This window comes from Lawsonibacter sp. OA9, from assembly GCF_022440585.1.
Genome location: NZ_JAKNTI010000022.1, coordinates 472,018 through 485,340 on the forward strand (window position 1 = coordinate 472,018; position 13,323 = coordinate 485,340).

The 13,323-nt window shown below is 60.3% G+C and carries 10 protein-coding genes; 9 read left to right on the forward strand and 1 reads right to left on the reverse strand.

The genetic code is table 11. The features are described from left to right. Positions 1-47 precede the first annotated feature (47 nt). The 9 genes from MCG44_RS03310 (at position 48) to MCG44_RS03350 (ending at position 12,699) form a co-directional block, all read left to right on the forward strand. Positions 48-3,410, forward strand: a complete 3,363-nt coding sequence (locus MCG44_RS03310; RefSeq protein WP_240286807.1) for an AAA domain-containing protein — start codon at positions 48-50, stop codon at positions 3,408-3,410. After that, positions 3,394-4,668, forward strand: a complete 1,275-nt coding sequence (locus MCG44_RS03315; RefSeq protein WP_240286809.1) for a hypothetical protein — start codon at positions 3,394-3,396, stop codon at positions 4,666-4,668. Before MCG44_RS03310 ends, MCG44_RS03315 begins: the two co-directional genes overlap by 17 nt. A gap of 3 nt (positions 4,669-4,671) precedes the next feature. Further along, entirely contained in the window at positions 4,672-5,364 is a 693-nt protein-coding gene (locus tag MCG44_RS03320; protein ID WP_240286810.1) for an anaerobic ribonucleoside-triphosphate reductase activating protein, read from the forward strand. A 187-nt stretch (positions 5,365-5,551) separates the two neighbouring features. Then, on the forward strand, positions 5,552-7,939 hold the full coding sequence (locus MCG44_RS03325) for a ribonucleoside triphosphate reductase (protein ID WP_186852206.1): 2,388 nt from the start codon (positions 5,552-5,554) through the stop codon (positions 7,937-7,939). A gap of 97 nt (positions 7,940-8,036) precedes the next feature. Beyond that, positions 8,037-8,954 (forward strand): NAD(P)/FAD-dependent oxidoreductase, encoded by a 918-nt coding sequence (locus MCG44_RS03330; RefSeq protein ID WP_240286812.1) that lies wholly within the window; start codon positions 8,037-8,039, stop codon positions 8,952-8,954. A gap of 107 nt (positions 8,955-9,061) precedes the next feature. Further along, positions 9,062-9,973, forward strand: coding sequence for a hypothetical protein (locus tag MCG44_RS03335; protein WP_147571032.1), 912 nt, complete (start codon positions 9,062-9,064; stop codon positions 9,971-9,973). 139 nt (positions 9,974-10,112) lie between these two features. Beyond that, positions 10,113-11,054, forward strand: a complete 942-nt coding sequence (locus MCG44_RS03340) for a metal ABC transporter substrate-binding protein (RefSeq protein WP_240286814.1) — start codon at positions 10,113-10,115, stop codon at positions 11,052-11,054. Next, a complete protein-coding gene (locus MCG44_RS03345; RefSeq protein WP_186852202.1) occupies positions 11,051-11,854 on the forward strand; it encodes a metal ABC transporter ATP-binding protein in 804 nt (267 codons plus the stop codon). Before MCG44_RS03340 ends, MCG44_RS03345 begins: the two co-directional genes overlap by 4 nt. Beyond that, entirely contained in the window at positions 11,851-12,699 is an 849-nt protein-coding gene (locus tag MCG44_RS03350; protein WP_240288874.1) for a metal ABC transporter permease, read from the forward strand. The genes MCG44_RS03345 and MCG44_RS03350 overlap by 4 nt, the downstream gene beginning before the upstream one ends. A gap of 135 nt (positions 12,700-12,834) precedes the next feature. On the opposite strand, the gene MCG44_RS03355 is transcribed toward MCG44_RS03350, so the two are convergent. Further along, positions 12,835-13,248 (reverse strand): hypothetical protein, encoded by a 414-nt coding sequence (locus MCG44_RS03355; protein ID WP_147571029.1) that lies wholly within the window; start codon positions 13,246-13,248, stop codon positions 12,835-12,837. Positions 13,249-13,323: the final 75 nt, after the last annotated feature.

Here is a 13,323-nt window from a genome sequence, read left to right on the forward strand (position 1 = left end):
ACCGGGATGGAAGCCGATACGGAGATTGGATCTCGGCAGGCGGCGGTATGGTTTCTTTGATATGGGTCTTTCTTGCCATTGGGATATGGTTGTTTTTGTGTGATGTTCTTTACGACATCATAATAGAAGAGTCAGGGCCGATTGGGACCGGACTGCTTTTTCTGGCCGCGGAGAGAGTCAGTGCCTGTATCAGCAGCCGGAGCCTGGTGTTTCTCCAGGAACACAGGCAGGGAATATTGCTGCGGACGATGACTGTCCGGCTGCTGCTGTGTCTGACGGCAGGCTTCCTGCTGTGGAGGCTGGTCGAGTATGTAAAATTCTTTCTGCCTCTGATCCCTGCTGGACTATGGATCTTTCGGGAAAAGATAGGGGCCTTGCTCCGCTGGGCCGATGGAGGCGCTGCCTGGCTGGAGGAGAGGGGCAGAGCCTCTGTGGGGACCGGAAAGGCGGCCAATGGAATCCGGATTGGCGGAGAAGCTACGGAAAGGACCGTACAGGCCGAACGTGATCTGGGATACCCTCTGGGCAATCCTCCGGCCCGCCAGACGGGGGTGCAGGTGGCTGGCTGTCCAACTGGGCTGACACCTCCTGTGGACGGGCGGCAGGCGGCCACCCTACGGGCGGAGCTGGCCGAGGGCCTGGACCTGACCGGCCCCACTCCGCTGTTCTTTCCGTCGGAGCAGATGGAGCGGAGGACCATCCCCAACGGGGAGCTGGAGCGGCTGGTCAAAGAGGAGCTGGCTCTGAACGACTACTTGTGGATTCAGCCAGGAAAGATTACGGAGCAATATGCCCAATACCTCCTCTATTCCGCTAACTGTGTCTTTGAGCTGCAGTGGAAAAAATTTGTTTCCAGCGGCAACTACTACGCTACCATCCATTTCCGGCACAGAAAGACCACCCTGGATACGGTGAATATGTTAGGGCGGACTGCCCGCTTCCGGCACAATAAAAAAATATCTCTGGCCAGGAAGGGGCAGTCCGGCGTGGAGCTGGCCTATGTGGAGCAGTTCATTAGCCGGGTGGACAGCTACTTCTGCCTGTTGGGCCAGGTGGAGTTGGAACGGGAGGAGGAACAGCGGCCCGAAGAGGAGCAGCAGAAACGGGTGGATTACTGTACCCTTCACTGTGACCTGATCGACGCCGAGGCGGCTTTGGAGCAGGAGAAGGCCATCCGGCTGTCCTACCGGGGTATCGAGAGCACGGACCAGTTCAACGCCGAGGGCGGCACCTACTGTTTCCTGCTGGCCGAGCCTTCTTCCCAGAGCGGTCAGGAGCTGGAGGGACAGGGCGTGGTGCTGTGCGGCCTGGGTGAGGAGCCGGGAGAGAACAGCCGGCGCACTGGGACCATCGTCCGGTATGAAAGCCAGCGCCCAGCGGTATGGGTCAAGCTGCCCCAGCGGCGGGAGTGTACCCTGGACGCCCTGCCGAAGGAGGGCACTTTGTTCAGCCGGCCCAATATCGGCTACGCGATCCAGAAGAGCGCCTTCCAGACTCTGGCGGAGGACAAGGCGGTGAACCGCTCTATTCTGGACATCCTGCTGGAAGGGCGGTATGCCCCCATGGGGCCGGTGGAGCAAGTGGCCAGAAAAGGAAACCCCGCCCAAAAACGGGCGGTAGACCTGGCAGTGGCCACTAAGGATTTCCTGCTGGTCCAGGGACCGCCCGGCACAGGAAAGACCACCATTATTATCGAGATGGTCCGCCTGTTTGTAGACCGGGGGATGCGGGTGCTGATCAGTTCCAAGAACAATCTAGCGGTGGACAATGTGTTGGAAAAGCTGGTGGAGAAGCAGGTGGACTGCGTCCGCCTGACCACTGACGAGGAGAAAATCCAGGTCCCCGTAGTCCGGGAGGTATGGACCAACCGGAAGCTGCTGACCATGCAGCGAAACGTGCTCCGAAACAGCGGTCGCCAGCGGGCCAGGCTGGAGGAGGAGCTGACAGAGCTTGCCCCCCAGATCTCCGCCCTCCAGGACTGTGCCCAGAGCGCCGGACGCTATCAGGAGCTGCTGGAGGAGCGCCGAAGGCTGATGGGACAGCGCCTGTGGATGAAGCTGCTGGCCCTGTTCCGCTCCAAACGGACGAAGGAGTGGGAGCAGGAACTGGAGCATACCGAGGAGCGGCTGGCCTTTGCCCGAGAGCTGCTGGCCCGGTACTGTGTGGAGCACGGCATGGGGAGCCGGGATGTGGATGTGGGCCAGTTGGCGACCGATATCCTCCGGGAGTTGGCTGATCTCCAGGCCAAGGAGCGGACCTGGAGAGCCCGTCTCCAACTGTTGAGCCAGTGGGAGCGGGAGCTGCAAAACCGCTGCGAGGAACTGGAGGACGCCCTGTTTGCCCAGGTGAAGGTCATCGGGGCCACCTGTATTTCCAGCGAAACGGACCGGAACTTTAAAAAGCTGGAGTACGACGTTGCCATCGTGGATGAGTCGGGCCAGATTACCCTCCACGACGTAATCGTCCCCATGGCCAAGGCCAGGAAGGTCATCCTCATCGGAGACCACCTTCAGTTGCCCCCTGTGTCAGACAGCGACCTGATTCGGCGCATGGAGGAGGACGAACGCTTCCAGCAGGAGGAGGGCCTGGACCGATACTATTCCGTCAGCCTCTTTGAAGAACTGTTCGAGCGGGCGCCGGAGGCAAATAAAGTCATGCTGGATACCCAGTTCCGGATGCACAGCTCCATCGCGCGGTACATCTCGGACCAGTTCTATCACGGGACCTACCAAACCGGGTGCCTGGATGAATACCGTGTCCTGCCCCTTCGGGGGGGCGAAGCCCCCATCCGCTTTCTGGATACCATCGGCCTGCCCGACAAGGAGGAGACCATGGCGGAGGGAGGCGAGGGAGTATATAACGACTGTGAAGCTAGGATCCTGGTGGATGAAACCGTCAAGATACTCAAACAGCTGCCCTATGTGGTCAAGGATTTTGACGGCAGCCGGGAGTTTGACGTGGAGCTGAACTACCGCTCGGTGGGTATCATCACCCCCTATAAGAAGCAGATTGGCCGCATCCGCAAATTCTTACTCCCTGCCCTCGCCCGGGAGCTGTGCGAAGGTGACAAGCTCCACGCCCAGGAGATCCTGGACCGGATCGACATAGCCACGGTGGACTCCTTTCAGGGGAGAGACAAGGAGATCATCTTCTACTGCTTTGTCCGCTCCTCTCCCCAGCACGGCATTGGCTTTGAGAGCGAGGTCCGCCGCTTGAACGTGACCATGACCCGTGCCAAGCGGCTGTTGGTCATGGTGGGGGACAGCGAGACCCTGACCCAGACCCGGGCCAAAAAGCCCCCCTTCCAGGGGAGCCGCTACCCCCGGGAGTATTTCTCCGCTCTGCTGGACTACTGCCGGCAGAACGGCGTCTATCAGCGGCTGGAGGTGTCCCATGGCAAGGAAGAATAACCGGCCCCGCCGGGTCAATGAGATATTGAGCGGCTTGGCCGCCGTACGGCCGGTGGCCTGCTTCGCCAAGGTGTACCACCCGGTCTATGGACTGCCTTTGGAGCTGGTAGAGGAGTTGGAGAGCGATTGGTCTGTGCTGGAGGAATTTATGGACCGGGCGGTGATGGAGTGCGCCCCCAGCCAGCGGTTGAAGGACCGGGACGATTTGCTCCGCCTGCTTGGGCTGGAGGGAGTGGAGATGGCCAAGAGTTTCTACTCCGCGCTGATAACCCAGGGGCACATCGTGGAAGGACCCCAGGGGTTGGAATACACCCAGCTGTGTGCCAAGTCCATCCAAAGAGGTAGGAAGATATACCCGGCCCGGTCGCTGCGGCGGCTCTATGTGGACGCCCTGGGGCTGATTCCCCTGACGCGGGAGTATCAGCCCGGTACCCGGCTGATCCCCTATAACAGCCAGGACCTCTACATTTCTCTCCACCAGGAGGAGGGAGCCAAGGTACCCTTCCGGGACGGACTGCCACTGGACATGTTCGACGAGCGGGTGGTATTGGAGGAGGAGGCTCTGAAGCGGCGCATCCTGGACCCCTGGTCCGGCCAGGAGCGGATCGAGCGCAATCTGCCCCAGCGGGTGAGCCGGGTGGTCCTCAATAGCGGAGAGCCTTTGGAGCAGTATTTTACTCCCTACTACTTCGTATGCTGGCAGGGGGGCGAGACGGAGGCGCTGGACTACTACACCGGGGAGCCCTCTGAGATTTTTTCTCCCCTGCTCCACCGGAGACCTGACCTGCGCAAACAGATCCTTGGCCTGCTGGAGAACAGCCGGGATTGGACGGCACAGCAGCTGGCGGAGGGCAGGGGAGACCGGCTCTATATCCCACTGAGAGGTTTTCCCCGCTCTCTGGGCCAATGTGCCCAAACCGGCTATCTGGACGACCAGGGCAATCTCCATTTCCGGGTGACCGACCAGGATATAGAGGTCCTGCTGGCCCAGGCCGGCGAGGGCCGGGGAATAGACGCCCTCCATGAGCTGTACCGCAACCCCTGGCTGGCCAACACACAGCCGCAGACTATGGGGAGCGTCTGCCACCCCGTGTTGGACGAAGGGCAGCTGGACCGGCTCCAGCAGACACTTTTAGAACACCGTCCCGGACCGGAGGGGGAGGAAGAGGACCAGCGGTACCTGGATAGGCTGACGGTCCGCCGTCGGCCCGCCGACAGCCCCCAGGAGCTGGCCCGTACGGAGAGAGAGGAGGTATAAGCCATGGAGATACACGGACTGCAAAAAATGACGCTGCTGGACTATCCCGGCAAAGTGGCCTGCACCGTCTTTTTGAGCGGCTGCGATTTCCGCTGCCCCTTCTGTCATAACGGCGAGCTGGTTACCGGCACCTGTCCCCCAGAAGCAGACGACCAGGGGCTTCTGGCCTTCCTGAACAGACGAAAGGGCCTGTTGGACGGGGTGTGCGTCACAGGGGGGGAGCCCTTGCTGCGCCCCGACCTGCCCCTACTGCTGGGCGAGATCAAGGAGCTGGGCTTTCAGGTCAAGGTGGATACCAACGGCACCCATCCGGACCGGCTGCGCCGGCTGGTGGAGGAGGGGCTGGTGGACTATGTGGCCATGGACGTGAAGAACAGCCCGGAGCGGTACGGGGAAACAGCGGGGGTGTACGGCCTGGAGCTGGCGTCTGTCCGGGACAGCGTGTCCTATCTGCTGTCTGGGGCGGTGGACTATGAATTTCGGACCACCGTGGTACGGGAGTTTCACAACCGGGACTCCTTCCGGGCCATCGGCCCCTGGCTGTCCGGCGCCAGGAGGTACTTCCTCCAGTCCTTCGCGGACCGGGACACCGTACTCCAGCCGGGCCTCCACCCCTGCTCCCGAGAGGAGCTGGAGGGCTTCGCCGCCCTGGTTCGCCCTTATGTGGACGAGGTGAGCCTGCGGGGGCTGGAGTGAGAGGGCTTTGGCGAGGGTGACCAAAAGTTGCCCTCGCCTTTTTGTATATAGCAACAAGATATTGTGTTTGTTGAAAATATTTGAAACTATATATTGACGGCCGCTCCAGCCGGTGGTATAGTAAAAAGGCGCTGAAACGCCGGGAGAGGCCGGCTTTGTCATAGAAAGAAATGTGGAGGGACTTCTGATGTACCAGGTGACAAAACGGGACGGCACCGCCGCCAGCTTTGAGCTCAACAAGATATCCGCCGCCATTACCAAAGCCTTTGAGGCCATGGAGAAGCAGTATCACCCCAGTGTGATCGATATGCTGGCCCTGCGGGTCACCGCCGATTTTGAGCCCAAGATCAAGGACGGCCGGATCGCCGTAGAGGATATCCAGGACAGTGTGGAGCGGGTGCTGTCTGAGGCGGGCTACGCCGATGTGGCCAAGGCCTATATTCTGTACCGCAAGCAGCGGGAGAAGGTGCGCAATGTCAACTCCGCCCTGCTGAACTACAAGGACCTGGTGGACGACTATCTGCAGATCAACGACTGGCGGGTGAAGGAGAATTCCACCGTCACCTACTCCGTGGGCGGTCTGATTCTGTCCAACTCCGGGGCTATTACGGCAAACTACTGGCTCAGTGAGATCTATGACCAGGAGATCGCTGACGCCCACCGGAACGCCGAGATCCACATCCACGACCTGTCCATGCTCACCGGCTACTGCGCCGGTTGGTCTCTGAAGCAGCTCATCCAGGAGGGGCTGGGCGGTATTCCGGGTAAGATCACCTCCTCCCCCGCTAGCCACCTGTCTACCCTGTGCAACCAGATGGTCAACTTCCTGGGCATCATGCAGAATGAGTGGGCTGGGGCCCAGGCATTTTCCTCCTTCGACACCTATCTGGCCCCCTTTGTCAAGGTGGACAACCTGACCCAGAAGGAGGTCAAGCAGTGCATCCAGTCCTTTGTCTACGGCGTGAACACCCCCTCCCGCTGGGGGACTCAGGCCCCCTTCTCCAACATCACCCTGGACTGGACGGTGCCCAAGGACCTGGAGAACCTGCCCGCCATCGTGGGTGGGAAGGAGATGGACTTTACTTACGGCGACTGTAAAAAAGAGATGAATATGGTCAACAAGGCCTTCATCGAGATTATGATCGAAGGGGACGCCAACGGCCGGGGCTTCCAGTATCCCATCCCCACCTACTCCATCACCCGTGACTTTGACTGGAGCGAAACGGAGAACAACAAGCTTCTCTTTGAGATGACCGCCAAGTACGGCACCCCCTATTTCTCCAATTACATCAACTCCGATATGGAGCCCTCCGACGTGCGCTCCATGTGCTGCCGCCTGCGGCTGGACCTGCGGGAGCTGCGGAAAAAGTCCGGCGGCTTCTTCGGCTCCGGCGAGTCCACCGGCTCTGTGGGCGTGGTCACCATCAATCTGCCCCGCATCGCCTATCTGGCGGAGAGTGAAGAGGATTTCTACAAGCGACTGGACCACCTGATGGACGTGGCGGCCAGATCGCTGAAGACCAAGCGCACCGTTATCACTAAGCTGCTGGATGCGGGGCTGTATCCCTATACAAAGCGTTATCTTGGGAGCTTTGATAACCATTTCTCCACCATTGGCCTGATTGGCATGAACGAGGTGGGGCTCAACGCCAAGTGGCTCCAGGCTGACCTGACCCACCAGGAGACCCAGGCCTTTGCCAAGGACGTGCTCAACCATATGAGGGAGCGTTTAAGCGACTATCAGGAGAAGTACGGCGACCTCTATAACCTGGAGGCCACCCCCGCCGAGTCCACCACCTACCGCTTCGCCAAGCACGACAAGGCCCAGTTCCCCGACATCATCACCGCCAATGAGAACGGGACCCCCTACTACACCAACTCCTCCCATCTGCCCGTGGGCTACACCGAGGATATCTTCTCCGCCCTGGATGTCCAGGACGAGCTCCAGACCCTCTATACCTCAGGTACTGTGTTCCACGCCTTCCTGGGGGAGAAGCTGCCCGACTGGAAGGCGGCTGCCGCCCTGGTGCGGAAAATTGCGGAGAATTATAAGCTGCCCTATTACACCATGTCCCCCACCTACTCGGTCTGCGCCGACCACGGCTATCTGGCAGGGGAGCAGCACGTCTGTCCCCACTGTGGCAAGGAAGCCGAGGTGTACAGCCGTATTACTGGCTACTACCGCCCGGTGAAGAACTGGAACGACGGCAAGAGTCAGGAGTTCAAGGACCGAAAGGTGTACGACATTAGCCGCTCCTCTCTGCGTCGGGCGGGCATCGCCGGCAGCCAAGTGACGGTGGAGGACCATGCGGCCCGGCCTGTTCCCGCGGAGGAACTGATGCTCTTCGCCACACGGACCTGCCCCAACTGCCGTCAGGCGGAGGAACAGTTACAGAAGGCGGGCATCCCCTACCGGAAGGTGCTGGCAGAGGAAAATCCCGACCTGACCACTCGATACAGCGTCCGGCAGGCCCCAACCTTAGTCTTTGAGGGACAGGGCGGCCCGGCCAAGGTGGTTGGCCTAGGGCCCATCCGCCAGTTTATCCAGGAGAATCGGCCTGCCAGTGTAGGATGACCCTTGCGCTGGAGGACAAACTCGTGTATCATAAAAACAGCCCCGGATTCCGGGGCTGTTTTTCCTTCCACGACCTGACAGGAAGAGGTGCTTTGATATGTATGATATTATCGTTGTGGGCGGCGGGCCCGCCGGTCTGACTGCCGCCCTGTATGCTGCCCGGGCGGGCAAGTCGGTCCTGGTCCTGGAGCAGGAGACTTTGGGCGGTCAGATCGCCTATGCCCCCCTGGTGGAGAACTATCCGGGGCTGCCCGGCATGAGGGGCGGCGACTTTGCCGACCAATTGGCCCGGCAGGTCCGGGAGCAGGGGGCGCAGCTGCGGATGGAGGGCGTGTCCGCCATGCGCACCAGAGGAGAGGTTATTGAGCTGACAACGGACGGAGGAACGGAGGAGTGTCTGGCCCTGGTGCTGGCCACTGGGGTGAGCCACCGGAAGCTGGGACTGGCCGGGGAGGCCGACCTGGTGGGAGCTGGCCTGTCTTACTGCGCGGTGTGTGACGGGGCCTTTTACCAGGGGCGTCCGGTGGCGGTGGTGGGCGGCGGTGACGCGGCCCTCCAGGAGGCCCTCTTTCTGTCCCAGCGGTGCGCCCAAGTGACGGTCATCCACCGAAGGGACCTGTTCCGGGGGGAACAGCGGCTGGTGGACCAGCTCCGCGGCCGTGACAATGTGGACTTCCGCCTGTCCAGCCAGGTGACCGGCCTGTTACAAGCCAACGGGGAGCTGACCGGCCTGCGGCTGGCTGACCGGAAGAGGGGGACAGAGGAGGAGCTGAAGGTTGACGGCCTTTTTGTGGCCGTGGGTCAGGAGCCCCGGAACGAGATATTTGCCAACCTGGTCATGACGGACGACAGAGGCTATTTTGTGGTCCATGAGGACTGCGCCACAAGCCTGCCTGGGGTTTTCGCCGCCGGTGACTGTCGGGCGAAGGAGGTCCGCCAGCTGACTACTGCCGTGGGCGACGGGGCTGTGGCTGGTCTGGCTGCCTGCCGCTATGTGGACCAGCGCAAGAATTAAATGAGGATGGCCCCGGACCTGTCATGAGAAGCGTGTTTTTCCGTCTATACCAGTAGAAATGTACCGCCGGGAGTGGCGGGGACATGGATGATTGGGAGGGAAATGACATGAGAAAAAAGACGCTGATCAGATTGGCCTGCCTGCTTCTGATGTTGTCCGCCATGGCTCTGCCCGTCTACGGGGACACGGGGCCCAAGCCGTCGGTGAATGTAACGATCGAGGGACTGGAGGGGCGGGCTTGTTGGGCCACCCTGCTGTCTGCCCGTTCCTCCACCGGCCCACACAGCTCTCTGTGGCGGGAAAGTGAGAGGGGGCAGTGGGTAAAAAACCAGCATATCGTGCCACGGTATACCCAGCTTGATCCGGAGTATCCCGCATGGGCTGCCTTCGCCGAGTATGAGGAGGAGAGGAGGGACTGGTTTTTCCTTCAGGAGGTGTGGGACGCCTCCGATGGAGCGTTTGCCTGGACCTACTACCCGCCGGACCAGTTCCAGATAGCGCTGTGGTTTCCGGGGGAGAATGCCGTCGTTCTTAGCCAGACCTGCGAGCAGTACGCCTTTGACAGCTACTACCATCTGGATCTGTCCGGGGCGGAGTTGGAGCCTGGCGGGGCGGTCCGGCTCCCAACGGCGGCTCGGAGCTATGACTACACCAAGGAGCTGGTTTCCTTGGCCGTCCGGGTGGTGCTGACGGTTGGGGCGGAGTTGGGGGTGGCCTGGCTGTTCCATCTGCGGAGCAGGGGGCAGATGGCGCTGATTCTGGTTGTCAACCTGCTTACCCAGGGCGCGCTGAACCTGGGACTAAACTGGTACGCCTATAAGAATGGCACCATGTTCCTGTTCTTGCCCTATCTGTTGATGGAGCTGGGGGTGGTGCTGGCAGAAGGAGGGGCCTATCTCGGCCTCATGCCCGGTGGGAAGGGGCGGGGGAAACAACTCGCCGCCTATGCGCTGGCTGCCAACGGCCTGTCGCTGGCCTTGGGTTGGGTGCTGGCCCTGTTCGTCCCCGGAATATTTTAATGAAAAGGAAGGCTGTCCGCTTACTGGCGGACAGCCTTCCTTTACAAACAGAGGAAACTGCGATATACTAAATCAGTTCCGGATACCCTATGCGCCGCAGGCGCGGCTTGGGGATTCAATTTTTTCAAAAGAGGTTTCCATGAAAAAGATTATTTTAGCTTTCCTGCTGCTGGCCTTGCTCCTGCCCGCAGTTGGATGTGCGGCCCAGGAAGAAAAGGAAAGAGTGACTGTGGTGGCCACCACATATCCCATCTATCTGTTTGCGCGGGCGGTGACCGATGGGACGGAGGGGGTAGTGGTAGAGCGGCTGGACACAGGAAGCGCCAGCTGCCTCCACGATTACACCCTGTCCATGGCGGACATGAAAAAGCTGGAGAGAGCCGACCTGATTGCCCTGAACGGGGCGGGGCTGGAGGACTTTTTGTCCGATGCCCTAGCCACCTCGGACGCGGAGGTGGTGGACTGCTCCGCTGGAGCAGAGCTGCTGGAAAATCTCTCCCACGACCACAAGGAGGGGGACGAGGACCATGATCACGGCCATTATGACCCCCACTACTGGATGGACCCTGCCAGCGTGCCCACAATGTTGGACAATCTAGTGGAGGGACTTGTTCAAATTATGCCGGAGTGGGAGCCTCTGCTCCGGACCAATACTGGGCTGGCCGCTGACTTGGTGGAGAGAGAGCTGCTGGATACATACCAGGGGAGGGACGGTGGTGGGTTGACCCACCGGGAACTGATTACCTTCCACGACGGGTTCCAATATTTTGCCAGGGCCTTTGACCTGGAGCTGCTGGCTGCCATCGAGGAGGAGGCGGGCAGCGAGGCCTCCGCCAAGGAGATTGTGGAGATCTCCCAGTTGGTGCGGGAGCGTGATATTCCGGCAATCTTTACCGAGGTCAACGGCTCTGACGCCACCGCTAACGCTATCGGACGGGAGACGGGCTGTCAGGTCTGGATGCTGGATATGCTGATGAGCGGTGACGACGTGCCCCAGGACTGGGGACTGGAGAAGATCATGGAGCAATACATCTCCCGGATGAAGGGAGATCTAGAGACGGTGAGGGAGGCTCTGGGATGAGAAAGTTCAAGCATGGAAAATTATCCGGTGGCTGCGCCGACTCCTGCTGCCTGAAACTGGAGGGCCTGTCCGTCAGCATGGAGGGGGACCAGATCCTGGAGGATGTGTCCTTCCACCTCCACTGTGGGGAGATCGTGGCTTTGATCGGACCAAATGGCGCTGGCAAATCCACCCTTTTTCGAAGCATTTTAGGGCAGACCCCCTATAAAGGGAGTATTACCTTCTCCCCGGCGGGCGGCCCCGCCATCCGGCTGGCCGACGGAGCGGCGGCTGGGGGCACCCGGCCACTGGTGGGCTATGTGCCCCAGTCTCCCAGCTTTGACCGGGGGGACCCGGTGTCAGTTTTAGACTTCTTTACCGCCGCAACCTCTAAGTGGCCGGTTTTTCTCCCTATCCCGCGGGAATACCGGGACCGGGCGGCGGCCATCTTGGCCCGTGTCCATGGGGAGGACTTACTGGACCGGCCCATGGGGGCCCTGTCCGGCGGCCAGCTCCAGCGGGTGCTGCTGGCCCTGGCCCTGGAGCCAGTGCCTCACATTCTGATTCTGGACGAGCCCCTGTCCGGCGTGGATATTGAGGGGGAGCACCAATTGCTGGAGATGCTGGATGAGCTAAGAACCCAATATGATCTGTCCATCTTCCTGTCCACCCATGACTTCGCCACCCTGGGCCAGTTCGCGGACAAGGTCATTTTGCTGAATAAGAGAATGCTGCGGGCGGGTCCGCCGGACGAGGTGCTGTCCTCTCCGGAATTCTATGACACCTTCCATCTGCGGATGGGGAGAGGGGGAGAGCGCTGATGGAGCTTTGGTATTCTCTCCTGTCGGTCCTGCCCTTTGACTGGGCCCAGCCTGGGCAGATGTACTTTATGAAGCACGCCCTGCTGGCCGTGCTGGTCATCACGCCCCTGTTCGGTATCCTGTCCACTATGGTGGTCCACAGCCGGATGTCCTTTTTCTCCGACGCCCTGGGCCATTCCGCCTTCACCGGCATGGCCATCGGAGCGATTTGTGGCTTCGACCGCCCCACGCTGGCGGCGGTGATCTTTGCGGTGGTTTTCGCCCTGCTGTTCAACCTGGTCCGCCGCCGGTCCGCTCTGGCCAGCGATACGGTCATCGGGGTGTTCTCTTCCACCGCCGTGGCGCTGGGTATCTTCCTGTCCACAATGAACGGCCGGTCCTTCACCAAGTTCAACAGCCTGCTTATCGGCGACATCCTGTCGGTGGAGCCGGCCATGATCGGGGTTCTGGCGGGTATTCTGCTGCTGGTGCTGGCCCTGTGGCTGCTGTCCTTCAACAAGCTGATGCTGTCCGCTGTTCACCCGGCCCTGGCAGACAGCCGGGGGATTCAGGTGTTCTGGCAGGAGACGGTGTTTTCCGTAGCCATCGCCGTGGTGGTCACCCTGTCCATGACCTGGGTGGGCCTGCTGGTCATCAATTCTCTGCTGGTGCTGCCCGCGGCGGCGGCCCGGAACCTGGCCCGGAACATGAGGCAGTACCATCTGTTTTCTCTGCTGGGAGCGGTGCTGGCCGGCGTGGCCGGCCTGATGACTTCCTATCATCTGGGTCCCTCCGCTGGAGCGTCTATCACTCTCTATCTGGCGGTGTGGTTTGCGCTGTCGTTTTTGCTCCGGAAAAAGGGATAAAATAGGCGCGCCCCCAGCAGATAACTGGGGGCGCGCCTGCTTTTCTTGAAAAAAGGAAATACTTCTCAGGTGAAATGGCCGTTGATTTGGCCAGTATATCCATACCTTACGGTCTAGTTGAATCAAAAGGGCGGATCAGCTATCAATATCCACTAAAATGTTGTCTGTGCCGTGTTCCTCAAATTCAGCGATATAGGCGTCGATGCGGCTGGTCAGTTCGGCGTAGTTGCTCTCATCGATGGGGGCGTCATCCATGTCCCGGCGGGCCAGGTCCTCGGCCAGAATATCAAAAAAGACGTTGTTTTCATATTCAATGATGGCCTCGTGGATGCCTCCCTCCACAAAGGCCCTGGAGGGAACAACCTCCCCCTGGTACAGCTCGGCCAGATCAGGCATCCCCTCTAAAGCGGCCCGGCCGAACAGCAGGCTCTCCACCTGGTCATAGTCGGCGAAACGCTGGTCTCCACGGGTGGAGTTCAGGATCCAGTTGCCGATGTATACCAGGTCCAGCAGACGGCGAAATTGCTTCTTACTCAATTCCAAGTTCATCGTCAGGACCTCCTTCCTTGGAATGGGTATCTATATTATAATCAAGTCTGAGGGATTGTCAAATAGGGGAACGGA

Excerpts from the sequence above, each read along its gene's own strand:
- MCG44_RS03320 (WP_240286810.1), top strand. The coding sequence starts at position 4,672 with ATGGAGATACACGGACTGCAAAAAATGACGCTGCTGGACTATCCCGGC.
- MCG44_RS03345 (WP_186852202.1), top strand. The coding sequence starts at position 11,051 with ATGAGAAAGTTCAAGCATGGAAAATTATCCGGTGGCTGCGCCGACTCC.
- MCG44_RS03340 (WP_240286814.1), top strand. The coding sequence starts at position 10,113 with ATGAAAAAGATTATTTTAGCTTTCCTGCTGCTGGCCTTGCTCCTGCCC.
- MCG44_RS03310 (WP_240286807.1), top strand. The coding sequence starts at position 48 with ATGGTTTCTTTGATATGGGTCTTTCTTGCCATTGGGATATGGTTGTTT.
- MCG44_RS03325 (WP_186852206.1), top strand. The coding sequence starts at position 5,552 with ATGTACCAGGTGACAAAACGGGACGGCACCGCCGCCAGCTTTGAGCTC.
- MCG44_RS03355 (WP_147571029.1), bottom strand. The coding sequence starts at position 13,248 with ATGAACTTGGAATTGAGTAAGAAGCAATTTCGCCGTCTGCTGGACCTG.
- MCG44_RS03315 (WP_240286809.1), top strand. The coding sequence starts at position 3,394 with ATGGCAAGGAAGAATAACCGGCCCCGCCGGGTCAATGAGATATTGAGC.
- MCG44_RS03330 (WP_240286812.1), top strand. The coding sequence starts at position 8,037 with ATGTATGATATTATCGTTGTGGGCGGCGGGCCCGCCGGTCTGACTGCC.
- MCG44_RS03335 (WP_147571032.1), top strand. The coding sequence starts at position 9,062 with ATGAGAAAAAAGACGCTGATCAGATTGGCCTGCCTGCTTCTGATGTTG.